Raw genomic sequence first — 25,057 nt, 5'->3', positions numbered from 1 at the left:
AGTGATCAGGCCTTGTTTTTCGCCGGTAACCGACATGTACGCTGGTGTTGCCATGGGGTGCTCTCCTTGCGGATAAATTTAGGGTGCCCGGAGGCGAAATCGCCCGGTGGGTGACCCAGTGTTATCAAGGAGCGTGCCAGGTTTTGCGCGGTGCCCGGATGGCGGGGGCGCCACGCTGGTTGGTCATCATTCGCGGCGTTTTTCAGCGGGAAAATCGGGAGGAAGTGCGCAAGAAGTTGCGCAGTACTGCGCAACTTCTTGCGCACTTGGCTGCAGGGCTTGCACCGCTTGGGCTGCAGGGGATTCAGGCCCTGAAATATTACGACCAACTGCGCAACTTCTTGCGCAGTTGGGCATCGAGGTGGCAATGATCGCCAAGCCTGTTGCTCAGGCAAACATCTCATTCGTTATTGAAGGCAGAGCTGGCAACAGCTCCATGACATCGCAGAACAATTTGCGCTGTCGCCAGTCATTACGATCGCCGATTACATACAGGCGTCGTCTCGCGCGGGTGACGGCGACGTTAAGCAGATTGGGTTTTGAAACGGCCCATTCCCGGGCACCTGGATTGTCGCTGCTGCCACCCAGAACAAGAATGATTACCGCAGCTTCTTTACCCTGCATGGTGTGAATGGTGCCTCGCACAATTTTGCCAGGCAGACGGTCTTTGAGATGATTCCGCACGTCTTGAAAAGGTGTGATGACGGCAATACTGTCCGACGGTACTCCACTGGCATCGAGTAAGCCCAGCAAACGATCGAGCTCCAGCCCTTCATTGTCGACCCAGTTGCCGCTTGACTGGCCGCTTGCATGGACCCAGCCGGTCAGCAGGCGCGCCGGCGTTTCCTTATCGGCAGCAGGAGCAACAGTGCCGTAGATCATGGCCCCGTCGTACGCGATGCGATTAGCCAGGTCGAACATGGGTTTGTCGCAACGGCGGTGCACGACCAATGGCAGGCCGACCCAGCATTTTTGCCCTTTTGGACCGGCCATCCGGCCCCATCGAGTGGCTTGATCGGCAAGCGACTGAGCTGACTGGCGATTGGGTAGCCAGTGAGCGTCGACCTGATAGCGTGTGCGCATATGTTCGAGCACCGCGTCTGAAACGGTCACGATAGGTTCGAGCTGAAGCGGATCACCGACCAGTACGGCGCGCTGAGCGCGCCACAGTGCGCCCGTTGCGGCTTGCGGAGTAGCCTGACCCGCTTCGTCCACCAACAGCCAGCCGATCTCGCCGCACCCAAGGCTGCCAAAAGACCGAGCGAACGAAGCAAAGGTGCTGCTGAGCACCGGTACTACCATGAACAAAGACGCCCATGCCGAACGCATGACCGCTTGAGACACTCCGCCGTAACGACTGCCAGTCAGCAAACTGGTAATAAAACCCAGATTGCCACCCAGACGTGATGCCTCGATCCTGAAAAAGGTCTGGTGGAGCTTGAGTGCTTCGATGAACACCTTGCTCCGGGCCTGACGCCAGCCTTCGACGATCCAGGGTTCCAGCAGCTCGATGTCACTGCCTCGACCCATTGCGCCATGGTCAAGCCACGCTAGCACATGCCTTGCTTTACCGGTCTGAGCAACGCTGCGAGCCTTTTCCACCTGATGGCGAGCGTCACGCTCGGCTTGGTCGACCTGCTCTTGATCAGCGGCCAGTTGCAGGTCGAGTTCGCTGAGCTGACTGCTGATTCGCTGCATTAGACGTTGAATGCTGTCGTAGGCATCCTTTGCCAGAGCGTGAGCGCTGACGAGCATCCGTTGTCGAGCTAACCATTGGCGCTGCGCGCCCCACAAGCTGAACAGGTTGGCGAGAAAACCTGGTTTCAGTGTCAGATGCGTTTCAAGGCGTTGCAGTTGCTGCTGCAACTGTTCCCGTGCCGGGGTGAGTTGGCGAACTTCCAGCAAGGCCTGCTCCTCATCAAGGCGGCGGCGCTCAACCAGATGGGTATGACGTTGCTGGGTGGATTTCAGGATCTGCGCTCTGGCGCTGTTCACAGCCTCGATATGCGAGGTGATGTCACTGACTTGCGCACGCAACGCCTGTTCGGCGCTCTTCGCGTTCTGATATTGCTGGACGGATTCTCGCCAGAGAGCGGCTTTTTCAGTTGAGGTAAGCGATTTCATGTTCGCGGCCTGTTCGAACAACCAGTCGCGCATGCCCTTTGGAGAGGGCTTGTCATTTGCTTCGGCGGCATCGACCTCAGCGCTGTCGAGCAAGGGATTTTCGCTGTACAACGCTTCGTCTTCGTTCAACTCCGGCGTTTGCGGTTGTGACGATTCCAGCGGTGCGCCTGTTTTATCTTTGGGTGGACGTTTTCCGTGATAAAAGCGATCCACAAACAGCGTGCGTTTAGCCTTGCTTCCCAGCGCTGCCGAGATCATGCCCCAGGCGGGCTTGCCACTTGTCAGGCTGGCCAGTTCGCTGAAGTAATCTGCATCGGGCCGCCACGAAGGATCGATCCTGTCCTGTTGAGGCAACTCGAGAGTGACGTTTTCCACGGCACCGTTATTGGACGAGGCCACGACCATTTCGAATCCGAGCAATCGCGCATCGAGTGTATAGGCAGACCGGTTATGTCCAGCGTCATTGGCAACTTCGCGTCCATCCTTGGTAAAGGCCTGCGAAGCCCTGTCGAACGACGCCAGTACGTCCGCGCGCTGCGTCACCACCGCGGCAATCAGATCACGCAGCAAGGTGGTCTTTCCGGTGCCGGGAGGACCGTTGACCCCCAGGATACCGGCCTTGAAACTGAGCTCGTGCAACAGGCTGTTGACTGCCAGTTGTTGGGAGTGCACCAGCCCTAGATGTCGTTCGGCAGGCCAGCAGCCTGCGGCATATTGCGACGGTGCGAGGCGATTGATAAGCGCCGGATCAGCATCTGCCTGATCCAGATGCTGGCGCTCCTCCGGGGCGTGATGGCTGAGGTAACGAGCCAACGCCTCGCTGGTTTTGCCACGCGCCAGCGCATCGGCAACGTCGCAGAGGTCCTCCAGCAAAAAGCTGTTGAGTGGATCGTCTTCCTGTTCGGGCTTGTTCGGATTGATCGGTGCTGAGCGGAAGCGATGCATGCGCGGTTGATCGGAGAAGAATTCATCGACCCCCAGCACTTTGCGCACATAGTCAGTCATGCTGCGAAGATCATCAGCCTGCGCTACACCACTGAAGTGGCTGTTGGCCTGTTCGCGGAGAAACTTTTGAGTTTCGTCGAAGCCGCGTGTCCAGTCCTGATGATTGATGGCGCAACCGACAAACCATGCCTCACTGGACAGAACAAGGCTGTCGATCAACATCATGCCTTCCTGATTGAACTTGAGCGAGAACAGCGCTGACGTGCGCCGTTGCGGCTCTTTGTACCCTTGATCAGCGCCGTACAACTCGGCCAGCCGGCGGGTTACAACCAGATTATCGTAAAGGTGAGCGTAGAGCGTGTGACTCCATGCGCGTTTTTCCGGAAGATTTTCCCTGGCCAGAGGATTCGTCGGCATCCACGGCAGAACCTTGGCGGTAAGAGGGAGATCCTGGTAGTAAGGCTGATAATCGCTTTCGCGCTTCTTCAGCTGGGGCGCTGCCTGGGGTTGCAGCAACTCGACGGCGTGCCAGTAACGTACGATATTCTGCATGGTCATGAACGTCCTTGAAAGCGCTGGGCTTTGAATCCTGGTGCAGAGGATATCAGGCGCCATCGATCACTTCTTCGTCATTGACACGAAAACGTTGCAGTTCATTGACCCGCATGCTGTCCGCCCACGTTTTTCAGTTTCAAAAGCCGCCTTGTTTCCAAGGCCGAATCGTCAGAGCCGTTTGATCAGCAGCACCTGGGCACATTCCTCAATCGACCGCCGTTGCGTCTCGGCATACAACCCCAGCTCATCAATGGTCGAACGCCCCAGCGCCTGTTCGAAAGCCTGTCGATTGGAGTGTTCGGCGTAATGCGTCTGCGCAGAATCGCCGAGGTTCGACTGAAAAATCCCCGCCGCACTCACCGGCAGGAAATCTTCGTACACCAGCGGCTCCGCTTTCACGTAGCTATCGCGCAGCAAGTCCTCCAAGGACGATTCGCCAAGTCCGTGCGCCGCGATGCCCTTTTCCGTAGCGAAATAACGAAAGTACGCCAGCCCCTGTTCGCGCATGCCCTCGATGCTGTCAGGAAATTCCGCAAAGTGCTGCGTCATCAGCGCTTCGTAGCGTGCGGCATTGCCTTCGTTAGGGAAGTCGCCCAATTCATCGCGAGCGGCATTCAACAAGCGGTCATACAGCGCGCGACCCTTAGGCGTGAGGGCGGCGCCGCGTTGTTCGATTTCGCCGAAACGCGCGCTGTGGCTGCCACGGGTTTCGGGCTGATCGGTGAAGGCGATCGGCTCGTCCAGCGCTTTGAAGCTGGTCTGGCGCAGCAGGATCGGGCAGTCGCGGCGCGGTGGGCCTTCAATCACCGCTTTGGGTGTGATGCCATGGGCAGGCATCTGCTCCTGCACGGTGTCGATGTCCAGCGTGCGTGGGGTCAGGTGGTTGATGTGCGGGCCTTTGAACGCAACGACATCGGCGATCAAGCGGTGCTGAGCGCTGAGTTTTTGGTATTGCGCGGCACTGACGGTGGCGCTGTGGTGCCAGCGAAAAGTCTCCAGTGCCTGTCGGACGAATTCTGCGGCTTCGGCGTCATTCAGTCCGCCTGCCGTTTCCGCCTGTTCTATCAGGCGCAACGCCTCTTCAGTAAAAATCGAACGACGGGCCAGTACCGACTCGGCAAACGAACGCAATTCAGCGTCTTCAATCAGCTCCAGGCGCAGCAACGAGGTGAACACGCGAAACGGGCTGACCTGCAGCGCTTCTTCATGCACCGCACGAAACGCCGTTGAATGCACCGGCACACCGGCCGGGGTCAGGTCGTAATAACCCACCGGTTGCATGCCCATCACCGCGAACAGGCGGGCGAGGGTGGCCAGTTCGCTCGCGGTGCCGACGCGAATGGCGCCGTGGCGTTCCATGTCCAATCGCTCGATTTCGCCGGTGCGCTTGAGCTGTCCGGCAATATCAGGCTGACGTGTCAGCACTTCGCGGTTGGTTTTTTCCACCAGTTCCATCAGCGCGCCGTACAGCGGCACCTCTTCGCGGTACATGTCGGACATCGCTCGGGAGAAGCGTTGGCGGATCAGGTCGGGGCTGACGAACGGCTGCACGGTCATGAAAAAAATTCCTGCCACGGTGACGAAATGGATGCCGGAAAAGATCGCAGCCTTCGCCCACGCGGGCAAACGAAGAATCCTACGAACTTCATTCTGCCAACGACTGATCCACCAGTTCTATCCAGTGCCTGACCGGCGTGCGCCCGGCGCTGCCCAGATGGCTCTGACAGCCCACGTTGGAAGTGACGATCAACTCCGGCCGGCCGCTTTCCAGGGCGTTGAGGCGCTGATCGCGCAGTTGCCGCGCCAGCACCGGTTGGGTCAGCGAGTAAGTGCCCGCCGAGCCGCAGCACAAATGGCCGTCCGGCACTGGTGTGAGGTTGAAGCCAAGTCGGGTCAGCACTGTTTCCACGGCGCCGCCGAGTTTCAGTGCGTGCTGCAAAGTGCACGGGCAATGCACGGCGATGCGTCGTTCGCTGGCGGCGCACACTTGCTCCAGCGGTTCCTCGGCGATGATTTGCACCAGATCCCGAGTCATTTCGCTGATCCGCCGTGCTTTCGAGGCGTAGATCGGGTCGTCCGCAAGCAAATGCCCGTAATCCTTGATGAACGCGCCACAACCGCTGGCCGTCTGCACGATGGCTTCTGCGCCGTTCTGCAGGTGCGGCCACCAGGCGTCGATGTTCTGTCGAGCGCGGTCAAGACCTTTGGCCTGAGCGTCGAGGTGATAGTCGAGAGCGCCGCAGCAACCGGCCTCGCTCACCGGGGTGACGCTGATGCCCAAGCGATCGAGCACCCGCGCGGTCGCGTCATTGGTGTTCGGCGACAGGCCCGGTTGCACGCAGCCTTCGAGCAATAACACCCGGCGCGCATGCCGAGGAGGAGGGCGCGACCCCATAACACCCAAGCGCTGCGGCAGTTTGCTTTCCAGCAGGCGCGGCAGCAGAGGCCGAAAGGTCGCGCCCATGCGCAGTAAGCCTTTGAACACAGCCGGATTCGGCGCCAACGCGCGCAAGCCTTCGCGCAGCAAGCGCTGGGCGGCGGGGCGTGGCACCGCGCTGTCGACCACCGCACGGCCGATGTCGAGCAGGTTGTGATAATCGACGCCGGACGGGCAGGTGGTTTCGCAGTTGCGGCACGACAGGCAACGGTCCAGATGCAGCTGCGTCTGTTCGGTGGCCGGTGCGCCTTCGAGCACTTGCTTGATCAGATAAATGCGCCCGCGCGGGCCATCGAGTTCATCGCCGAGCAATTGATACGTCGGGCATGTCGCGTTGCAGAAGCCGCAATGCACGCAGGTGCGCAGGATCTTTTCCGCTTCGCCAGCCCGGGGCAATTTTCGCGATTGCTCGCTGAGGGTGGTTTGCATGGCTAAACCTCCGCGCACATGCGTCCGGGGTTGAACAGCCCTTGCGGGTCGAGTTGCGCCTTGAGTTGCCGGTGGTAGCGCAGCAGGGTTGGCGCCAAGGGTTGGAACGGCGAATCGGTGGCGCCGTGGGTAAAGCACGTTGCATGGCCGCCTAAGGAATGGGCGAGTGCGTGAATCTCAGAGCTTTCGGATTTTACCCAGCGTTGCGCGCCGGCCCAATCGATCAGTTGCTCGCCGGGTAGCTCGAGCGGGCCGAGGTTGTTCGGCAATGACAGGCGCCACAGCGGCAAACCTTCGTCGAAAAAACTCAGGCGCTGTTCGTTGAGGTCGCGCCAGAAACCCGAATCCAGCGGCTCGCCGCCGAGGCGTTGATGCGCCGCCGTCACCGAACCTTCGCCACCTTCCAGGCGCAGGTACAGGCTCCGGCCATCGTGGCACGCGGCGCTGATCGGCAGCGGTTGCTGGCCCCATTCGGCAAGTTTGCTCAAGGCCCGAGCGCAGTCGATATCGAGGCGGATGCTCAGGCACTGGCGCGGTTTCGGCAGGACTTTCAGCGACACTTCGGTGAGCACGCCGAGGCAACCGAAACTGCCGGCCATCAGTCGCGAAAGATCATAACCGGCGACGTTTTTCATCACTTCGCCACCGAAGCGCAGATGCTGACCGAGGCCGGTGATCACCCGCGTGCCGAGAACGAAGTCGCGTACCGAGCCGGACCACGGCCGGCGTGGCCCGGACAATCCTGCGGCGATCATGCCGCCGACCGTGGCGCTGTCGGCAAAGGATGGCGGTTCGCAGGGCAACATTTGCCCGGCGTCATCCAGCGCAGCGAGCAGCTCGTACAACGGCGTGCCGGCGCGCACCGTGACCACCAGTTCGGTCGGGTCGTACTGGACGATGCCGCGATGAGCGCGGGTGTCGAGCACTTCGCCGGCCACCTCGCGGCCGAGAAAGGCCTTGCTGTTGCCGCCCTGAATCTTCAGCGGCGTGGCATTGGTCCGTGCGGCGTTGACCTGATCGAGCAGGGCGTTGGCGGCGTCGAAATCAGCCATCAGAATCGCTCCAGCTCGGGGAAGGGCAGTTGCCCGGCGTGAATGTGCATCGCGCCGAATTCGGCGCAGCGGTGCAGGGTCGGAATGTTCTTGCCGGGATTGAGCAGGCCCTGCGGATCGAACGCGGCTTTCACTGCATGAAACAGCAGTAACTCGTCGCTGTTGAACTGCGCGCACATCTGATTGATTTTTTCGCGGCCGACGCCGTGCTCGCCAGTGATGCTGCCGCCTACCTTGACGCACAGTTCGAGGATCTTGCCGCCCAATGCCTCGGCGCGATGCAGCTCCCCCGGCTGGTTGGCGTCGAACAGAATCAGCGGATGCATGTTGCCGTCGCCGGCATGGAACACGTTGGCCACGCGCAAGCCATATTCTTCGCCGAGGCTGGCGATACCTTGCAGCACAGCGGGCAATTCGCGGCGCGGGATGGTGCCGTCCATGCAGTAATAATCCGGCGACAACCGGCCGATCGCCGGAAACGCATTTTTGCGCCCGGCCCAGAAACGCACGCGCTCGGCCTCGTCCTGGGCCTGGCGCACTTCAGTGGCGCCGGCTGCTGTCATGACTTCGCGCACCCGCTGGCAGTCGTCGTGCACGTCGGCTTCGACGCCGTCGAGTTCGCACAACAGAATCGCCTCGGCGTCGACCGGGTAACCGGCGTGGATAAAATCTTCGGCGGCGCGAATGGCCAGGTTGTCCATCATTTCCAGACCACCCGGAATGATCCCGGCAGCGATGATTTCGGCAACCGCACGGCCGGCCTTTTCCACTGAGTCGAAACTGCCGAGCAGGACCTTGGCAACTTGCGGTTTGGGCAGCAGTTTCACCGTGACTTCGGTGATGATCCCCAGCATGCCTTCGGAGCCGGTGAACAAGGCGAGCAGGTCAAAACCGGCTGAATCGAGCGCCTCGGAGCCTAGCGTCAGACGTTCGCCCTCAGTGGTCAGCACTTCGATTTTCAGCACGTTGTGCACGGTCAGGCCGTACTTGAGGCAATGCACGCCACCAGCGTTTTCCGCGACGTTGCCGCCGATCGAACAGGCGATCTGCGATGACGGATCCGGCGCGTAATACAGGCCGAATGGGGCCGCCGCCTGGGAGATAGCAAGATTGCGCACCCCCGGCTGAACCCGCGCGATACGTGCAGCGGGGTCGATGTGCAGGATGCTGTTGAAGCGCGCCATCACCAGCAACAGGCCTTTTTCCAGCGGCAGGGCACCGCCGGACAATCCCGTACCGGCACCCCGCGCGACGACGGGCACGTTGTTCTGATGGCAGAGTTTCAGCAGGGTTTGCACTTGCTCCAGACGCCGGGGCAGGGCCACCAGCATTGGCGTGGTGCGGTAGGCGGAGAGGCCGTCGCATTCGTAGGGTTTGAGTTCATCTTCGCGCCAGAGGATGTCCAGGTCCGGCAGGGCTTGTTGCAGGGCCTTGAGCAATTCGCCCTTGTTCACCTCGGGCAACGGACCGTCGAGGCGTTCGTCGTAAAGAATGTTCATGGGAACGCCAACCTTCTGTCTCGGCTGATCGTTCCCACGCTCTGCGTGGGAATGTAGCCCGTGAAGCTCTGCGTCACTGGACGCAGAGCGTCCCCTGAGGCATTCCCACGCAGAGCATGGGAACGATCAGTTGCGCCACCTGGGGCATTGCGAATATCCATGTTCATCGCTGTCGTTCCAGAAATTCCCCGTACAGCCGCGCGGTATTTCCCGGCTGTTCGACCATCGGCATGTGCCCGACGTGATCCCACACATCCACTTCGAGATTGGCGATGCCCTTGCTCCACACCGGTACGCTGCTGACGTCGATCAGGCGATCCTTGCGTCCCCAGAGCAACAGTGCAGGGCATTTGATCTCGGCCAGTTTCGGCTCCATCGGCGGGCTGGCGCGGAAGTCGCGGAAGATTTCTTCGAGCTCGTCACGTTGCTGCTCGTAGCGCTGGGCGACGGCGTCCAGCACCAGCTTCGGCACCCACGGCGGCGACTCCATGGTCATTGCGTAGAAACGCTGAAATTCTTCGCGGGAATTGATCAGAAACGGATTGTGCCCACGCGCCAGGTGGCGCTCCATGTCGCTTGGCTCCGGTGCGGTGACGCCGGCCGGGTCGATCAATGCCAGCGAGGCGATTCGCTCCGGATAGGTCGCCGCCAGCCACGCGGCAATGTAGCCGCCCATGGAGTTGCCGATGACGTGGACTTTCTCCACGCCGCAGACGTCGAGCAGTTGAATCATGCGTTTGGCCTGAACCGCAATGTCGTAACCGCCGCCAGCCTTGAAGCCAGTCTCACCGTGGCCGGCCAGATCCGGAATGATCACCCGATACTGACGGACGAAGTGCCGGGCGCAGCGCAGCCAGAGGTTTTTGTCGGCGCTGAAGCCGTGCAGCATCAGGATCGCGCTGGACGCCTCGTACGGCCCGCCTTGCCAGGTCGACACGGTCATCTCGGCGATCGGCACTTCGATCTTGTGCAATTTGTACAACCTGGCCTCGCTGGCCATGGCCAGGTCGTACAGCCAATGGCCAACCGCCGGGTAACTCAACCAGCTCCAGGCCACGAAAACCGCGAGTGCGACAAACAGCAAAAGCATCGACGTCTTCCTTTTACGTGTTCAGGACAAAATATGGTCGGCCGGTTTCAGCGCCCGGGTCAGCAGGTGATAGCTGAAACTGAAGCCGGGAAACATCGCGATCACATGACCGCTCCTGCTCTGGTACCAACTGTGGCAACCACCGGACTTCCACACCGTGCGCTGCATTTCCCGGTGGATCATTGCAGTGTAGGTACGTTCTGCGTCACGGCGCACTTCGATGCTGCGCACGCCTTTGGCCCGTACGGTGCGGATGCAGTCGAGGATGTAGTTCATCTGCGATTCGATGATGAACAGCGCCGAAGTGTGGCCAATGCCGGTGTTCGGCCCGGTGACGATGAACAGGTTGGGGAAGTCCGGCAGGCTGGTGCCGAGGTAGGCGCGCGGGTATTCGGCCCAGACATCTCTGAGTTGCACCGCGTTTTTACCGCTGACCGGGTAGGAAATCACCCCGTCGGTGGCGTCGTAACCGGTCGACCAGACGATCAGATCAACATCGAGATGCTCGCCGTCCACGGTGTTGATCCCGCTTTCGTCGATCGAGGCGATGCCGTGCTCGCGGCTGTGCAACGTGACGTTGGCGCGGCTCAGCGCCGGGTAGTACGTGCTGGACACCAAAACGCGTTTGCAGCCGATGGTGAAGTCCGGGGTGAGTTTCTGCCGCAGTACCGGGTCTGGAACCTGGCGCTTGAGGAACCGCAGCGCATGTCGCTGGACCAGATGAATCGCCGGTCTCGAGTATTTGAAGGCGATCACCCGGGTTTCGAATTGCCAGTAAATCAGCCAGCGCAGCAGTTTGTATGCCGGTTTCAGGCCAAGCAGCCAGCGCTGAAACCGGCCGAATTTGCGATCGGCACGTGGCAGCACCCAATGCGGGGTGCGCTGGAACACATGCAGGTGTTCGACCTGGGGCGCAATCGCCGGAATCACCTGCGCGGCGCTGGCACCGCTGCCGACGATCGCCACGCGTTTACCGCGATAGTCGTAGCTGTGGTCCCAGTTATTTGTATGAAAAGTCTTGCCTTGAAAGCGATCCATCCCGGGAAAGGGTGGGATGACCGGCTGACTCAGCGGCCCAGAAGCATTGATCAGGAATTGGGTTCGGAAAGTACCTCTGGCGCGGGTGTACACCAACCAATGCTTTTCCGCTTCGTCCCATTCGACGCGCTCGACATCCGCCCCCAGTTCCACGCGCTCGCGTAAACCGAACTGCTCGATCAGCTGTTCGGTGTAGCGACGCAGTTCCGCCTGTTCGGCGAACATCTGCGACCAGCGGTAGGGCGCGAATGACAGCGAATACAGCGGCGACGGCACGTCCACCGCTGCGCCGGGGTAGGTGTTCTGGCACCAGGTGCCGCCGAAGAAGTCGCGTCGCTCGAGAATGCGGAAGTCGTCGATTCCGGCCTTGAGCAGGTTGACCGCCGCGCACTGGCCGCCGAAACCGCTGCCGATGATCAACACAGCGTAGGTATGCATGTGCCCCCTTTTTATAGTTGTTTTTCCATTTCCCCTCTTTCATTTATAGCCAACTCTGGGCCGCGCGTGCGGCGCTGATAGCGCTCTATTCAGGCCGCTGGCCGGTGATGGCTATTTAACGGCGCCCTGATAGACTCCGGACACATCCTTGTCGGGATGTAACCATGCATCGCGCGGTCGAGGCCCTTATGGGAAATACGCGAGGAAAGGGACTTTCACTGGCCAGGAGGCTTTACAGGTCGCGGGTGTTCGGGCTGCTGCTCGGGCTGATGTGTGTCAGCGTGGCGATGTATGCCCTCGATCCGCCGCTGTGGGTGTGGGGCCTGATGCTCTTCAACGGCCTGGTCTGGCCGCATCTGGCCTTTCTATGGGCGCGAAGCTCCAACACTCCATACCGCGCCGAACACCGCAATTTGCTGATCGACGCATTCATGGGCGGCTTCTGGGTCGCCGCCATGCAGTTCAATCCCTTGCCCAGCGCAACCACGATTTCGATGATGGCAATGAACAACGTCGCCATCGGTGGTGGGCGGTTTTTGCTCGCCGGGTCGGCGGCGCAGCTATTGGGCATCGGCGTCGGGCTGGTGGTGTTTGCGCCGGCGTTCATCCCGCCAACAACGCCGCTGCAGCTCTACGCCTGTTTGCCGTTGCTATTGCTGTATCCGCTGGCGCTGGGCTGGATCTGCTTTCGTCAGGCCTCGACCCTCGGTCGGCACAAGCGCGAATTATTGGCGTTGAGTCGCACCGACAGCCTGACCGGCCTGCTCAATCACGGCGCGTGGAAGGATCAACTGAACCTCGCGTTCCAGCGCTGCAAACGCCAGCAGCAGGGCGCGGCGATTGCGCTGATCGACATCGACCACTTCAAAGCGATCAATGACACCTATGGGCATGTCGCTGGCGATATCGTCCTGCGCCAGTTGAGCAAACTGCTCAAACAGAATCTGCGCGCCACGGACGTGGCCGGGCGATACGGCGGGGATGAGTTCTGCGTGATCCTGCCGGAGCTGCCACTGTTCAACGCCGCTCAGGCCATGGAAGCCTTGCGCGAGCGTTTCGCGGTGATGGGCTACGAGCAGAACCCGGCGTTGAAGGTCAGCCTGAGCATTGGTCTGGCCGCCTACGACCCGAGCCATGCCGACGCCACGCGTTGGCTGGATGAGGCCGATCAGGCGTTGTACGAAGCCAAGGCCAGTGGGCGCAATCGGGTGATCTGCAACAGCGACAACAAGCCGAGGCAGGCGCTGCTGGATTCGGTCTGAGGGACACCCCGCCGATTGAAACTGTAGGAGTGAGCCTGCTCGCGAAAGCAATCTGTCAGTGATTTAAATGCTGAATGACACAACGCTATCGCGAGCAGGCTCACTCCTACAATTTGTTCGGTGTCGGTCTGGAGAGTGTCGCATCCGCTATAGAGCCTCGCGCCGATGTCGGTTACGGTGGAATCCCTCCGACACGAAACAAGGACTGCTTCATGACGTTCTCCTTTCCCCGCTCTCTGCTGGCCGCCAGCCTCGGTCTGTCCCTCGCATTCTCGGCCGCAAACGCCGCCGAACCGCACAAACAAGTGCTCGCCGATGCCGAGCAGTATCAGCCCGAAGCCCTGAAAATGTTGGAGCGACTGGTCAATATCGACTCCGGCTCAGGTTATGAGCCGGGCCTGAAACAGGTCAGCGACATCGCCATTGATGAGCTGAAAAAACTCGGCGCAACTATCGAACTGGTGCCCAACACCCCGGAAAAATCCAACCACGTGCTGGCCACGCTCAAAGGCACCGGCAAGGCGAAAATCCTGCTGATGGCGCATATGGACACGGTGTTCAAGGAAGGCTCGGCTGCCGAACGGCCATTCCACATCAAGGACGGGCGTGCCTACGGGCCGGGGGTGATGGACGACAAGGGCGGCATCGTCGCCGGCATCTACGCATTGAAAGTGCTGAAGAACCTCGACTTCAAGGATTACGCGCAGATCACCTTCCTGCTGGATGCCAGCGAAGAAACCGGCTCGGACGTCGCCACCGACCTGATCAAGAACACCGCCAAACAGCACGATGTCACCCTCAACCTCGAACCGGGGCGCCCGGCCGATGGCCTGGTGGTGTGGCGCAAGGGCAGTGCGACGGCGTTGGTCGAAGTCAAAGGCAAAGCCGCCCACGCCGGGGTCGCGCCAGAATTGGGACGGAACGCGGCGATGGAAGCGGCGCACCAGATTCTGCAACTGGGCAAGCTCGGCGATGAAGCGAAGAAGACCACCATCAACTTTACCGTGCTCAAGGCCGGTGATCGCACCAACGTGATTCCTGATCAGGCCACGGCCAAGGCGGATGTGCGCGCGGCAGTGCCGGAGGAGTTTGATCGCATCGAGAAGGATCTGGCGCGGGTATCGCAGGACAAGTTGATTGCCGAGACCGAAGTGAAAACTTCCTTGCAACGCGGTTTGCCGCCGATGCCACAAACGGCCGAGTCGGATCGCCTGATGGCCATGGCCCAGGGAATCTACGGCGAAATTGGCCGCAAGCTGACCGAGGAGGGCAGTGGTGGCGCGGCGGATGCCAGTCTGTCCGCAGGCGTAGGGACGCCGACGCTGGATGGCTTCGGCATTGTCGGCGGCAATATTCACACGCCTGAGGAATATGCCGAAGTGGCGAGTGTGGCACCGCGGATTTATCTGTTGTCGCGGATGATCATGGAGTTGGCGAAGCCGCGGTGAAGGAGCGATCGTTCCCACGCTCTGCGTGGGAATGCCTCAACGGACGCTCCGCGTTCGGCTTTGTGTGGGACGCAGAGCGTCCCGGGCTGCATTCCCACGCGGAGCGTGGGAACGATCATTAGTAGCTCCCGAGCATCCCCCAATCGGTTCCTTCTCCCTCTGGGAGAGGGCTAGGGTGAGGGGCTTTTGTGGGAAAAGTGGAAGTCGAGGACGGCGCACAAAAAATACCGAAAAGTCCGACAGAAGCTCTGGTTGCGGCCGTTGGGCGCGGCTCTTATAGTCTCGGTTCGCAGATAACTCTGCGACGATCTTGGCCGGTCGAATACAGAACCTGACCTTTCTGGAGTGAACTCTATGACCGACCAAGTAATGCCGCGCTATCTCCCCATCGACACCTACGACGCCGAATCCCCGGTGCTCTTCATCAATACCCACACTGAACTCAACGACATGGCCGCCTGTGCGATGCACCGGTTTGTGGTCGTGCGTGATCTGGCTGACACTTTCGCCAGCCTCAACCTCAAGGGCATCTCCGATTGTGATCTGACGCGGGTGACCAGCGCGGTTCATCTGCTGATGCGCGAGGGCTGCGCGATTCTGAATGTGATTCAGGCGCGGGCGGCGCAGCGGGAAGAGGCTTACAAGACGCCGGTTTAGCGGTTTAGCGGTGTAGCGGCCGTTGCTATCGCGAGCAGGCTCGCTCCCACAGGTGACCGCATTTCAACTGTGGGAGCAAGCCTGCTCGCGAAGGGGCCGGTACAGCGTGTGCATCACTCCTTGACGCTCATGTATTCCTTGGCCCAGAGAATGTATTCCTCCGGCTGGGTATAGGTGTGGGTCAACTCGGTCGCGCTCAGATCGGAGGCCTGGGTGAAGATCTGCCGCTGCTCGCGCAGGCTGTCGTAGGTGGCCTTGATCGCGGCGAAGTAGGCGCCGTGGCCGTCGATGGTCACGCGCACGCCCAGTTCGGCCAGGCGTTTGTCGTCGCGCAGGGCCGGGTTGCCGTAGGTGACCAGCATCAGCGGCACGGTCAGATGCTCGGCGATCTGTTCCAGCTGATCGAAGTCCTGCACGCCGACCATGCAGATACCGTCAGCGCCCGCCGCCTGATATTGGCGGGTGCGGCTGATGATTTCCTGGTTCGGCAGAATGCCGGCATTGGTGCGGGCAATGATCGCCATTTCCGTGTCGACCCGGGCTTCGAGCGCCGCGCGGATCTTGCCGACGCCTTCGGCTACGGTGATCAGGTCGGTGGATTTGCGCCCGAATTGCGCGGGCAGCAGGGTGTCTTCGATGGTCAGTGCAGCGACGCCGGCGCGTTCCAGTTCGACGATGGTGCGCATCACGTTAAGAGCGTTACCGTAGCCGTGATCGGCGTCGGCGATCACTGGCAATTGGGCGACGCGACCGATGCGCGTGGCCTGTTCGGCGAATTCGCTGAGGGTGATCAGGGCGAAGTCCGGTGCGCCGAGCACCTGTAGCGAAGCCACGGAACCGCCGAGGATACCTACTTCAAAACCCAAGTCAGCGGCGATACGGGCCGACATCGGGTCGAACACCGAAGCCGTGTGGTAGCAGGTGTCGGAGGCCAGCAGCTGACGGAAATTGCGGCGCAAATCTTGATGGGAAAGCCTGGTCATACGAGTTCCACCAATACATAAGGAATGGAAAGGCTTGAGCAAAGGTGTCAACGCCGAAGAATGAAAAGGCTATCACGCGAATGGGTCAAGAATCATGACGAATTTGCGCGGCAGGACTGGCGGCTGAAAGGTTTAATCTCCCGTGCCGGAAATATCAGGCCGCCACGGCGTGATGCTGTTGATGGGGCAGGAGCACTGCGCGCACTGAATTGCCCGGCTGAAGTTGCAGGCGTTTGGCAGTGAGACGATCAACCATCAGGCTGTTGCCCACCAGTCGCCCGGGCGCCACGGTGATGCGGCAGTTTTCCAGGCGGCGGTTGTGAATCAGCCATAGCGGCGCCTGCTCGTCCGGGGTGCCGAGGCTCAGGGTCAGTTCAAGACTGTCGCGCACCGTGCGGATGCTGCGGATCGGCGCTTCGATGACCGGGCCACCGTCGAAAATGTCGATATAGCCTTTGTGTGTGAAACCCTCGGCTTGAAGAATCTTCAACGCCGGCTGGGTGTTCGGGTGAGTCTGGCCGATCGCGGCCTGCGCCTGTTCGGTGAGCAGGCAGGTGTACAGCGGCTGGCGCGGCATCAGCTCGGCGATAAAGGCTTTGTTGCCCAGGCCGGACAAGTGATCGGCGTGGGTGAAATCCATCTGGAAGAAGTGCCGGCCGAGGCTGTCCCAAAATGGCGAGCAACCGTTTTCATCGGCACTGCCTCGCAGTTCGGCGATCATCTTCTCGCCAAACAGATGCGGAAATTCGGCGACGAACAGCAGGCGCCCCAGCGACAACAGGCGGCCGTTGCTGCCGTTGCGCTGGTCATGGCGCAGGAACAGCGAGCACAGCTCCGATTGGCCGGTCAGTTCGTTGTTGAGGAACAACGTCGGGATCTGCCGCTGAATGCCCAGATCCGGCGCCGAACTGACGGTCACCCCCAGCCGGTAGTTGTACCAGGGCTCGCGCAAGCCAACGGCGCCGGCCATCGCGCTGACACCGACCACGCGCTGCTCATCATCCTCGAGGACAAACAGGTAATCGGCATCGGCGCGCTCCACCTGTTCGGCGAACGCCCGTTGTGCCCAACGCACCCGGTGCGCCAAGCGGTCCTCATTGGCGGGAAGGGTGGTGAAACCTGGCCCTGCCTGTTCAACGAGGGTCATCAAGGCAGGCAGGTCGCTGACTTTTACCGGACGTACAATCATGCTCCAACTCCTTTGGCGTACCGATTCAGGCGCGGATGGCTAACGCGGCTCACAGAGCGACCAGCCGTATCGAGCTGCCATCGCTGACCTTCAGCGCCGCGCAGATGGCGGGTGTCAGGGGCAGCGGTTGATCAGGGTGATAGTCGAGTTCGGTGACAATCGCGCGGTAGTTATGCAGGGCGTCGTTGCTGAGCAGGTAACGGCCACGGGCGTCGGTTGATACTTGTTGGCGGACAATGGCGGTCTGGCTGTCAGCGATCGAGCGAATGTTTGCGGTACGCGCATACAGGGTCGGGCCGGCGTCGAACAGGTCGATGTAGCTGTTGGTTTCGAAGCCTTCCCGCGCGAGGATGTCGAACGCTTCCTGGCCGTCCGGGTGCACGCGGCCGATGCAATCCTGCGCCGCTTGCGGCAGCATCGGCACGTAGATCGGGTATTGCGGCATCAGTTCGGCAAGGAACGTGCGGCTCTGCAAGCCGCACAGGCGCTCGGCTTCCGCGTACGGCAGGTCGAAAAAGTGCTTGCCCAGCGCATCCCAGAATGGCGAATGCCCCTGCTCGTCGCTGTAGCCGACGATCTCGGTGATCACCGCCTCGGAGAACCGCTGTGCATGTGCAGCAATGAACAGCAGGCGCGCTCGCGACAACAGTTCGGAAAACGGCGTACGCACCAGCGCGGTGTCAATGTGGAAACCGCGCAGCAAGGTATGCCCGCTGAGGTCATGGCACAGCGACAACGCCGGCACGCCATGCTCGATGTTCAATTCTCGCGATGCACTGGTGAAATGGCGGTTGCGCAGGCTGTAGAACGGCTCCTTGAAGCCGGCGGTGGCGAGGATTTCCGAGCAGCCGACCAATTGCTGGCGTTCGAGATCTTCCAGTACAAAGAAATAGTTTTCCGGCCCCTGGGCTGTGGCGGCGCTGTCGAAAGACGCGCACGACGCGGCGATTTTTTCGCGCAGGTGTTCGCTGTCATCCGGCAGCGAAGTCACGCCGATCAGGCTCTCGCGGGCCAGGCGCTGTAGCTGGGGCAGATCATTCTGCTCGACTGGGCGTAAGACCAGCATGGATGTACTCCTGTATCAAAAGGTTCGGCCCATTCGCCGAACCTGACTATCACTGTCGGTTTCCACGCGTTGAATCGGCGGTCGCCTGATTTGTTGTCAGACGCCGCTCTTTTTCTTGTCAGCCTTTGCTCGGATCGGGCAGCGCTGTGCTGGCGCCGAGCTTGTTGAGGAAGAACAGGTACACCAGGCCCAGGGCAATCCAGATCAGGCCGAGTTTCTGCGCATCGACGCCCATGTTGTACATGATGGCGGCGACGATGATGAAGCCGATCACCGGGCAGAGCAGATGGCGCACAAACTGCCCCGACTTCTGCCGACGCCAGTAGTGGTTGATCACCGTCAGGTGCAGCAGCATGAAACCGCTGAGGGCGCCGAAGTTGATCAGCGAGGTGAGAATGTCGACCGCGTCGATGAACAGGTAGCAGATCAGCAGCGACAACACCGCCACCAGATAAATGCTCAGGTACGGCGTGTTGTGTTTCGGGTGGACCTTGGCCAGCACCTTCGGCAGCTTGCCGTCGCGGGCCATGCCGAACAGCAGCCGCGACACGGCGGCCTGCGAGGTGATTGCCACGGCGACGCCCCAGGCCAGCGCCGTGGCGACGGCGGTCAGGGTCGCCAGCCAGCTGCCGGCGGCAATTTCAGCGATTTCATAGAACGCGGTGTCGGCGGATTTGAAGCCCATGCCCGCTGCCAGATCGGTGGCGATCCACGTTTGTACGACGAAAATCGTGCCCATCACCGCCAGGGTGATCAGCGCTGCCTTGCCGACGCTGCGGCCCGGATCTTCCTTGATTTCTTCGGCGAGGGTGGAGATCGCGTCGAAGCCGAGGAACGACAGCACGGCGATCGACACGGCTTGCATCAGCAGGGCGAAGTTGAAGGTTTCCGGGTGATACAGCGGCGCCAGTGTCAGCTCACCATTTCCGCCACCGTCGTGCAGGGCGTTCCAGGCGTGGAACAGGAAGATGCCCAGCACCACCAGTTGTGCCAGCAGGAACAGCATGTTCATCCGCGCGGTGAAGGTGATGCCGCGCAGGTTGACGAATGTTGCGCTGACCAGAAACGCCAGGATGAAGCCGACCTTGGGAATGTCCGGGTACAAATGGTTGAGCGCCATCGCCGAATACAGGTACAGCAGCGGCGGAATCAGCAGGTAATCGAGCAGCATCAGCCAGCCAGCGATGAAACCGACGTGTTGATTAAGGCCGCGCTGGGCGTAGGAATATACGGAGCCGGCAACCGGAAAGGCCTTGGCCATGCTGCCGTAACTCAGGGCGGTGAACAGCATCGCCACCATGCCGATGATGTACGCCAGCGGCACCATCCCCGGTGCTTCGGCGTTGACGTAGCCATACACACCGAACGGGGCGATGGGGATCATGAAGATCATCCCGTACACCACCAGATCGGTCAGCGTCAGGCTACGTTTCAACTCTTGCTTGTAGCCGAATTCTTCAATTTCCATGAAGCGCAACTCCTTGTCAGCCATCGGTCGGTTTATGTTTTATCGGTCCATCGTTTAAAGCAAAGGTGCGAGGTAACCTGCCCAGCGCGAAACCGCTTCGGGGCTGCGCAGCAGATCATTGCGCACCTCGATCAGCACCGCCTCAAGGCCCCTGGCATCACCGTGCACCGGCACGGTCATGTCGCCCAAGGGATCAATTCTGTACGGTTGGTTGCCCGCCACTTTCAGCGGGTGCGCTTGCAGTCCGTCGAGCAGACGCTGAGCATAGTCCTGGGCCTGGCCGAACAACACGCCGGCTTCCAGTGGTCGCGGCTGGCCGTAATACACCGGGGTGAAACTGTGAATACCGACCACCCGCACCGGCAGACCTTTGGCAATGCGTTCGTCGATCAAGGTCTGCAAGCGCGCATGAAACGGTTTGAACAACGCCTGGCGCCGGTACTCGCGGGTCGCCTCATCCAGCTCGCGATTGCCGGGTATCGGGTAGATCTCGCTCTGCAGCGGGATGCTGTCCGGCGCATGGCGCGGGCGGTTGAGGTCGATCAGCAGCCGTGAATAATTGGCGCTGAGCAACGTGGCGCCGAGTTGTTCCGACAACTGTTCGGCCAGTTGCAGCGCGCCGATGTCCCAGGCGATATGTTCGCGCGCGGCCGCCTCGTCCAGGCCCAGATTGTTCAGGGCCTCGGGGATGTAGCGACTGGCGTGTTCGCACACGAGGATCAACGGGTTCGTCGAGTCCTCGCGGCTCAGGGTGTAGACCGGGCGGGTGTACAACCCAAGCTCGGCGGATTCAGTACAGGCGTGCATAGTGCTCACACAGGTCAGCGGGCGAGAGCTGTTCCGTCAGCGCCAGTTCCTCGGTTTTCAGGGCGTAATAAGTGTCGAGCAACGGCTTGGGCAGCCATTCGTTGAAGGCTGCACTGTCACGCAGGCAATCCAGCGCCTGGGCCAGCGAGGCGGGCAGGGCGACGATGCCCCGGGCCTTGCGTTGCTCGTCGTTGAGTGAATCGGGAATTTCATCGGTAACCGCGTTCAGCGCCAGACGCTGTTCGATGCCCAGCCGCCCGGCAATCAGCAGCGCAGCCATGGCCAGATGCGGCGAGGCAGTGGCGTCCATGGCGCGGAATTCCAGGTTGAACTGCTGCGCGGCGGACTTGCCGGCCAAGGTCACAGTCGGGCAGATGCGCAGCGCCGCTTCACGGTTCTGCTGCCCCAGGCATGCATACGACGCGCTCCAGTGGTGCGGCTGCAAACGCTGGTAGGACAGCGGCGTCGGCGCGGTGAACGCGCACAGCGCCGGGAGAAAATGCAGGACTCCGGCAGCCCAGTGCTGGCCGATGCTCGACAGGCCATTGCTGGTGCCAGCGTCGTAGAGCATCGGCTGACCGGCCAGATCGAGCAGGCTGACGTGCAGATGGACACCGTTGCACACCGCTTCGGCGGCGGTCTTCGGCGCAAAACTCAGATCCAGGCCCATTTGCCGGGCGATTTCCCGGGTGATTTCGCGCACGTTGACCGCGCGATCCGCCGCCGCCACGCCAAGCGTCGGGCGGCAGGTGATTTCGTATTGGTGCTTGCCGTATTCCGGCAGGAACATTTCCGGCTCGACGCCGCCGGCGCGCAGCGCACTGAGCAGCCAGCCGCCGAATTCGGCGCCTTGGCGCTGCGCCTCGAGAGAGAACGCCGCGTGTTCAGCCACGCCAGCGTGCAGGTTGAATTCATGTTCGAAGGCGGCGTTGACCTGCAACCCCAACTCATCGTGATAGCGCTCGATTTCATCGCGCAGCAATGTGCGCGGGCAGGCGCCCCAGGCCTGGCCGTCGGTCTCGCGAATGTCGGCGTGAATGAAATCCAGCACCGGCGCATTGGCGTCCGGGCCGCTGCCGACAGTGACGCGGCTGCTCAGATCGGGAATCAGCCGCAGGTCGCCATACGCGCCCCAGGGATTGCTCGAAGCGATGATGTCTTGCGGCGTCAACGCGCTGTTGGCCGGGACCCAGCCGCAACCCGCTGCCTGGTAATGCTCCAGCTCATCGCTGGGAAACGAGCGGCCCCGGGTGATGCCGATCAGATCGGTTGTCACCAGCGTGGTCATCGGTAAAGGCGTCAGGCGCGGGCTCATGGCTGCATCTCCTGCAAACGGCCGAGCACGGTGTCGGTGTCGGTGATCCAGCAGTAACCCTTGATCGCGTTGAGGCAGGCGTGATGGCGTTCAGCTGTGTAAGTGGCGCAGGCGTCCTCCACCAGCGTGACCAGATAGCCACGATCGGCGGCATCGCGCACGGCCATGTCGACGCACTGGTCGGTAACGATGCCGGCGATGATCAGATGGCGGGTTTGCAGATTGCGCAGCACGTAATCAATGTTGGTTGAATTGAACACCCCGGAGGAGGTCTTCGGCAGCACGATTTCGTTTTCGGTCGGGGTCAGTTCAGCGATGACCTGAGCTTGCACGCTGCCCTTGGGCAGGTGCATGTCCGACAGTTTGTGATCCAGCGAGCGGTCGCGACCGTCGGCGGTCAGGCTTTCGATAATCGTGTGCAGCACGTTCTGCTGCGCCTGACGAAAGGCGCCCAGCAGACGCTGTTGGTTGGGCACCACCTGGCTGCGCGTGCGCTGGAGAAAATACTCGGCATCCGGCTCGCTCAGGTGTGGGTCGAATTGCGGTTCGAGCCAGGCGCGCTGCATGTCCACCAGCAGCAAAGCGGTGTGGTCGGTCGCAAACGGCAGGTCCCGAGGCGAGCGGTGGGGAAGGCTGAACATCCTTATTTGTCCTCCAGCAGGTGAGTCGCAAAGTCGTTGCGCAGGGCATCGATGCCTTCCAGGCGATCGGCCGGGTCCGGCACGCGCAAGGTCAGGCAGGCGATCAACGCCTCGACCTGCGCCAGCGCCGGCACCATGGTGTCGAACGGCGACGCCGATTCCACCGGCGCGCTGATGATCAGGTCGGCCAATTCGCGCAGCGGCGAGGCGTAGACATCGGTGAACAACACCACTCGCGCGTTGTTGTTCTTCGCCGCCTGCGCAACGCGCAAAGCTTGAGTCTGGTAGCGCCGGTAGTCGAATACCAGCACCACGTCCTGACGTTGCAGGTCGAACAAGCGGTCAGGCAGCAGCGCGTTGTCTTCCAGGGCGAAGCAGCCGGGACGCAGCAGACGCAAGTGGTTGAGCAGGTAATTGGCGAGCAGAATGCTGAAGCGGCCACCGAAACAGTAGACCTGATGGCGGCTGTCGAGCAGCCATTCCACGAGGATGCGCACATCTTCAGGCTGGGTCAGGGCTTGGGTGTCGATCAGCAAGCGCTGGCTGTCCGCCAGGTAATGCGCCCAGGCATCGTCCTTGTTCTGCTGCGAGCGCGGCTGCAACAAGGTGCGCGGTGAACGCAGGCGATGGTCCATGTCGCTGAGCAGGGCTTCCTGGAATTCGGCATAACCGCCGAAACCGAGCTTTTTCACCAGGCGCACGATGGTCGGATCGCTGACACCGGCATGTTCGGCCAGTCGCGCCATAGGCCCGAGACCGTTGCGCGGATACTGATCAAGCAGGGCGCGAACGACTTTGCGCTCCGATGGCGTCAGGTCCAGGCCGGGGTCGGTGATCAGGTCTCTGAGAGGGGGCATCCGGGCTCCTGCTGGATGGGGTGTCGAATTCGTTTCACAATCCGTTAAACGAGTATTTATGTAATGGGTGTTACATGTCTAGCTAATTTTTGTACAGGTTCTTCGAGCACCAAAACTGTGCAAGGTGCCCGTGTAATAAGGGCTACGTCGAAGTAGCGCGCTGTTGTAGTCCTTTGCCGATTGCTGTGTCAGACATTACCTATCCCAAGCTCAGCGACGGGCCGGTGACAACCCTGAACGCCGAGGTTTTGCGGCACAATGCGACGCATATCGGCCATGTGCCATTGTTTGTTTTATCTTTCGACCGAGAACCTGCTTGTGCCAAGTAGCCGTTTGACACTGATTTGCCATGCGCGAACCGTCGCACAGAAACTAGCGCGTTTTCCTACGGACGAGCCTGTTGAAAATCTGGCTGTTCCGTCCGACGCGTTCAGGGCGCGATTGGCGGTAACGCGGCGGCTGGTGTGTGCCCCGGAGTTGAGAACTCAGCAAACGGCGGCATGGTTTGGCGTCGATGCGCAGATTGATCAAGCCCTGCGCGATTGCGATTGGGGACGCTGGCACGGCCAGTCGATCAAGGATCTGCAAGCCAACGAAAACCAGGCTTTGCAAGCCTGGCTGGCCGATCCTGAAGCGGCACCCCATGGCGGCGAATCAGTCAGGCAACTGACGCAGCGGGTGGCAAAGTGGCTGGACACAATCGCTGCAGCGCCTGGGCATGTCGTGGCGGTGACTCATCCTTTCGTCATGCGCGCGGCGCTGATGCAGGTGCTGCAGGGCGCGGCGTTCCACGCAATCGACGTCGAGCCTCTGGGGATGATCGACTTGCGCTTCAATGGCATCTGGCGACTACGCTTGCCGGGCGTGGCCCTTGACGAGGAATTCTGATGAAACAGCTGCTGGTCATCGGCATTGGCGCCGGCAATCCGGACTACATCACGATGCAGGCGGTGAAAGCGCTGAATCGGGTCGATGTGTTCTTTCTGCTGGATAAAGGCCAGAGCAAGCAGACGCTGATCGACCTGCGCCGGGAGATCTGCGAGCGCTACATCACCGGCCACGCTTATCGCTTTGTCGAAGCCAGCAGTCCGGAGCGCGAGCGCGGCGATGTCGACTACACGGCGAGCGTCGATGCACTGAATCGCGCCAAGCAGCAGACCTTCGAGCGGCTGATCAATGAAGAATTGTCCGACGGCCAGTGCGGCGGATTTCTGATCTGGGGCGATCCGGCGTTATACGACAGCACATTGCGGATTTTTCAGGCGCTTCAGGCATCAGGCCGCTGTCAGTTTGAATACGAAGTGATACCGGGGATCACCAGCGTTCAGGCCCTGGCTGCGCAGCACAAAATACCTTTGAACACGATTGGTCGCTCAGTAGAAATCACCACAGGCCGGCGATTGGCGGCGGGGCAGGTGGGTGAAGCGGACAGTCTGGTGGTGATGCTGGATGCCGAGGATTCCTACCAGCGGGTGGCGGATCGGCAGACCGAGATTTTCTGGGGCGCTTACCTGGGCACGTCGGATGAGATTCTGCTCAGCGGCCGGCTGGCGGATGTCGCCGATGAGATCGAACGGGTGCGCAAAGCGGCGCGGGCGGAGCATGGGTGGATTATGGATACCTATCTGTTACGCAAGCCTTGAGTGGTTGGCGCCTGAACAATCGCTTTCGCGAGCAGGCTCGCTCCCACAGGGAAATGCGTTGCAGAATGTGGGAGCGAGCCTGCTCGCGAAGGAGTCAGAACATTCACCACCGAT

Annotated in this window: 20 protein-coding genes; 5 read left to right on the top strand and 15 right to left on the bottom strand. The window is 60.9% G+C overall.

Annotation, left to right across the window (positions count from 1 at the left end; all coding sequences use genetic code 11):
- Window positions 1-387: 387 nt before the first annotated feature.
- The 7 genes from AAEZ10_RS25920 to AAEZ10_RS25890 all read right to left on the bottom strand — a co-directional run bounded on the left by AAEZ10_RS25920 (window position 388) and on the right by AAEZ10_RS25890 (window position 11,607).
- Entirely contained in the window at window positions 388-3,627 is a 3,240-nt protein-coding gene (locus tag AAEZ10_RS25920; protein WP_350571573.1) for a DEAD/DEAH box helicase, read from the bottom strand.
- A gap of 165 nt (window positions 3,628-3,792) precedes the next feature.
- Entirely contained in the window at window positions 3,793-5,181 is a 1,389-nt protein-coding gene (gene hglS, locus AAEZ10_RS25915) for a 2-oxoadipate dioxygenase/decarboxylase HglS (protein ID WP_350571571.1), read from the bottom strand.
- An 88-nt stretch (window positions 5,182-5,269) separates the two neighbouring features.
- A complete protein-coding gene (glcF, locus tag AAEZ10_RS25910; protein ID WP_350571569.1) occupies window positions 5,270-6,490 on the bottom strand; it encodes a glycolate oxidase subunit GlcF in 1,221 nt (406 codons plus the stop codon).
- Between the two features lie 2 nt (window positions 6,491-6,492).
- A complete protein-coding gene (gene glcE, locus AAEZ10_RS25905; RefSeq protein WP_350571567.1) occupies window positions 6,493-7,542 on the bottom strand; it encodes a glycolate oxidase subunit GlcE in 1,050 nt (349 codons plus the stop codon).
- Window positions 7,542-9,041 carry a glycolate oxidase subunit GlcD gene (gene glcD, locus AAEZ10_RS25900; RefSeq protein WP_350571565.1) on the bottom strand — a complete coding sequence of 500 codons (1,500 nt, stop codon included), beginning with the start codon at window positions 9,039-9,041 and terminating at the stop codon, window positions 7,542-7,544. The genes glcE and glcD overlap by 1 nt, the downstream gene beginning before the upstream one ends.
- A gap of 163 nt (window positions 9,042-9,204) precedes the next feature.
- Complete coding sequence (locus AAEZ10_RS25895; RefSeq protein WP_056784590.1) at window positions 9,205-10,131, bottom strand: alpha/beta fold hydrolase; 927 nt, start codon at window positions 10,129-10,131, stop codon at window positions 9,205-9,207.
- Between the two features lie 21 nt (window positions 10,132-10,152).
- Complete coding sequence (locus AAEZ10_RS25890; RefSeq protein ID WP_350571563.1) at window positions 10,153-11,607, bottom strand: flavin-containing monooxygenase; 1,455 nt, start codon at window positions 11,605-11,607, stop codon at window positions 10,153-10,155.
- Window positions 11,608-11,795: 188 nt separating this feature from the next.
- Here AAEZ10_RS25890 and AAEZ10_RS25885 point away from each other — a divergent pair, with 188 nt between their 5' ends.
- From AAEZ10_RS25885 to AAEZ10_RS25875, 3 genes are all read left to right on the top strand, one after another.
- Window positions 11,796-12,869, top strand: coding sequence for a diguanylate cyclase (locus AAEZ10_RS25885; protein ID WP_350571561.1), 1,074 nt, complete (start codon window positions 11,796-11,798; stop codon window positions 12,867-12,869).
- Window positions 12,870-13,081: 212 nt separating this feature from the next.
- Entirely contained in the window at window positions 13,082-14,317 is a 1,236-nt protein-coding gene (locus AAEZ10_RS25880) for a M20/M25/M40 family metallo-hydrolase (protein WP_130929342.1), read from the top strand.
- 354 nt (window positions 14,318-14,671) lie between these two features.
- A complete protein-coding gene (locus tag AAEZ10_RS25875) occupies window positions 14,672-14,974 on the top strand; it encodes a hypothetical protein (protein WP_071171821.1) in 303 nt (100 codons plus the stop codon).
- 113 nt (window positions 14,975-15,087) lie between these two features.
- Here the strand turns inward: AAEZ10_RS25875 and AAEZ10_RS25870 are convergent, their stop codons facing one another.
- From AAEZ10_RS25870 to AAEZ10_RS25835, 8 genes are all read right to left on the bottom strand, one after another.
- Window positions 15,088-15,957, bottom strand: a complete 870-nt coding sequence (locus AAEZ10_RS25870) for an oxaloacetate decarboxylase (RefSeq protein ID WP_016774123.1) — start codon at window positions 15,955-15,957, stop codon at window positions 15,088-15,090.
- Between the two features lie 154 nt (window positions 15,958-16,111).
- Window positions 16,112-17,146, bottom strand: a complete 1,035-nt coding sequence (astA, locus tag AAEZ10_RS25865) for an arginine N-succinyltransferase (protein WP_122708313.1) — start codon at window positions 17,144-17,146, stop codon at window positions 16,112-16,114.
- Between the two features lie 49 nt (window positions 17,147-17,195).
- Window positions 17,196-18,212, bottom strand: a complete 1,017-nt coding sequence (locus tag AAEZ10_RS25860) for an arginine N-succinyltransferase (RefSeq protein ID WP_339100109.1) — start codon at window positions 18,210-18,212, stop codon at window positions 17,196-17,198.
- A 118-nt stretch (window positions 18,213-18,330) separates the two neighbouring features.
- Window positions 18,331-19,680, bottom strand: a complete 1,350-nt coding sequence (locus tag AAEZ10_RS25855; protein ID WP_110645849.1) for an APC family permease — start codon at window positions 19,678-19,680, stop codon at window positions 18,331-18,333.
- A gap of 54 nt (window positions 19,681-19,734) precedes the next feature.
- Window positions 19,735-20,487 carry an N-formylglutamate amidohydrolase gene (locus AAEZ10_RS25850; protein WP_282386986.1) on the bottom strand — a complete coding sequence of 251 codons (753 nt, stop codon included), beginning with the start codon at window positions 20,485-20,487 and terminating at the stop codon, window positions 19,735-19,737.
- On the bottom strand, window positions 20,471-21,802 hold the full coding sequence (locus tag AAEZ10_RS25845) for a type I glutamate--ammonia ligase (protein WP_130929345.1): 1,332 nt from the start codon (window positions 21,800-21,802) through the stop codon (window positions 20,471-20,473). The genes AAEZ10_RS25850 and AAEZ10_RS25845 overlap by 17 nt, the downstream gene beginning before the upstream one ends.
- Window positions 21,799-22,443: a cysteine hydrolase family protein gene (locus AAEZ10_RS25840; protein WP_110645847.1), complete on the bottom strand. Its 645-nt coding sequence runs from the start codon at window positions 22,441-22,443 to the stop codon at window positions 21,799-21,801. The genes AAEZ10_RS25845 and AAEZ10_RS25840 overlap by 4 nt, the downstream gene beginning before the upstream one ends.
- 2 nt (window positions 22,444-22,445) lie before the next feature.
- Window positions 22,446-23,300 (bottom strand): MurR/RpiR family transcriptional regulator, encoded by an 855-nt coding sequence (locus tag AAEZ10_RS25835; protein ID WP_073475345.1) that lies wholly within the window; start codon window positions 23,298-23,300, stop codon window positions 22,446-22,448.
- Window positions 23,301-23,576: 276 nt separating this feature from the next.
- On the opposite strand from AAEZ10_RS25835, the gene AAEZ10_RS25830 reads away from it, so the two are divergent.
- Window positions 23,577-24,188 carry a histidine phosphatase family protein gene (locus tag AAEZ10_RS25830; RefSeq protein WP_502947710.1) on the top strand — a complete coding sequence of 204 codons (612 nt, stop codon included), beginning with the start codon at window positions 23,577-23,579 and terminating at the stop codon, window positions 24,186-24,188.
- Entirely contained in the window at window positions 24,188-24,943 is a 756-nt protein-coding gene (gene cobF, locus AAEZ10_RS25825) for a precorrin-6A synthase (deacetylating) (protein WP_243243293.1), read from the top strand. Before AAEZ10_RS25830 ends, cobF begins: the two co-directional genes overlap by 1 nt.
- Window positions 24,944-25,057: the final 114 nt, after the last annotated feature.

The organism is Pseudomonas sp. H26/SER47-MNA-CIBAN-0231, from assembly GCF_040310465.1.
Taxonomy (GTDB): Bacteria; Pseudomonadota; Gammaproteobacteria; order Pseudomonadales; family Pseudomonadaceae; genus Aquipseudomonas; species Aquipseudomonas atacamensis.
The sequence above is the reverse complement of the archived record's forward strand: the minus strand, read 5'-3'. Positions and strand labels throughout refer to the sequence as shown.

Coding starts and splice junctions, on each gene's coding strand:
- AAEZ10_RS25920 (WP_350571573.1), bottom strand. CDS start 3,627: ATGACCATGCAGAATATCGTACGTTACTGGCACGCCGTCGAGTTGCTG.
- hglS (WP_350571571.1), bottom strand. CDS start 5,181: ATGACCGTGCAGCCGTTCGTCAGCCCCGACCTGATCCGCCAACGCTTC.
- glcF (WP_350571569.1), bottom strand. CDS start 6,490: ATGCAAACCACCCTCAGCGAGCAATCGCGAAAATTGCCCCGGGCTGGC.
- glcE (WP_350571567.1), bottom strand. CDS start 7,542: ATGGCTGATTTCGACGCCGCCAACGCCCTGCTCGATCAGGTCAACGCC.
- glcD (WP_350571565.1), bottom strand. CDS start 9,041: ATGAACATTCTTTACGACGAACGCCTCGACGGTCCGTTGCCCGAGGTG.
- AAEZ10_RS25895 (WP_056784590.1), bottom strand. CDS start 10,131: ATGCTTTTGCTGTTTGTCGCACTCGCGGTTTTCGTGGCCTGGAGCTGG.
- AAEZ10_RS25890 (WP_350571563.1), bottom strand. CDS start 11,607: ATGCATACCTACGCTGTGTTGATCATCGGCAGCGGTTTCGGCGGCCAG.
- AAEZ10_RS25885 (WP_350571561.1), top strand. CDS start 11,796: ATGGGAAATACGCGAGGAAAGGGACTTTCACTGGCCAGGAGGCTTTAC.
- AAEZ10_RS25880 (WP_130929342.1), top strand. CDS start 13,082: ATGACGTTCTCCTTTCCCCGCTCTCTGCTGGCCGCCAGCCTCGGTCTG.
- AAEZ10_RS25875 (WP_071171821.1), top strand. CDS start 14,672: ATGACCGACCAAGTAATGCCGCGCTATCTCCCCATCGACACCTACGAC.
- AAEZ10_RS25870 (WP_016774123.1), bottom strand. CDS start 15,957: ATGACCAGGCTTTCCCATCAAGATTTGCGCCGCAATTTCCGTCAGCTG.
- astA (WP_122708313.1), bottom strand. CDS start 17,146: ATGATTGTACGTCCGGTAAAAGTCAGCGACCTGCCTGCCTTGATGACC.
- AAEZ10_RS25860 (WP_339100109.1), bottom strand. CDS start 18,212: ATGCTGGTCTTACGCCCAGTCGAGCAGAATGATCTGCCCCAGCTACAG.
- AAEZ10_RS25855 (WP_110645849.1), bottom strand. CDS start 19,680: ATGGAAATTGAAGAATTCGGCTACAAGCAAGAGTTGAAACGTAGCCTG.
- AAEZ10_RS25850 (WP_282386986.1), bottom strand. CDS start 20,487: ATGCACGCCTGTACTGAATCCGCCGAGCTTGGGTTGTACACCCGCCCG.
- AAEZ10_RS25845 (WP_130929345.1), bottom strand. CDS start 21,802: ATGAGCCCGCGCCTGACGCCTTTACCGATGACCACGCTGGTGACAACC.
- AAEZ10_RS25840 (WP_110645847.1), bottom strand. CDS start 22,443: ATGTTCAGCCTTCCCCACCGCTCGCCTCGGGACCTGCCGTTTGCGACC.
- AAEZ10_RS25835 (WP_073475345.1), bottom strand. CDS start 23,300: ATGCCCCCTCTCAGAGACCTGATCACCGACCCCGGCCTGGACCTGACG.
- AAEZ10_RS25830 (WP_502947710.1), top strand. CDS start 23,577: ATGTGCCATTGTTTGTTTTATCTTTCGACCGAGAACCTGCTTGTGCCA.
- cobF (WP_243243293.1), top strand. CDS start 24,188: ATGAAACAGCTGCTGGTCATCGGCATTGGCGCCGGCAATCCGGACTAC.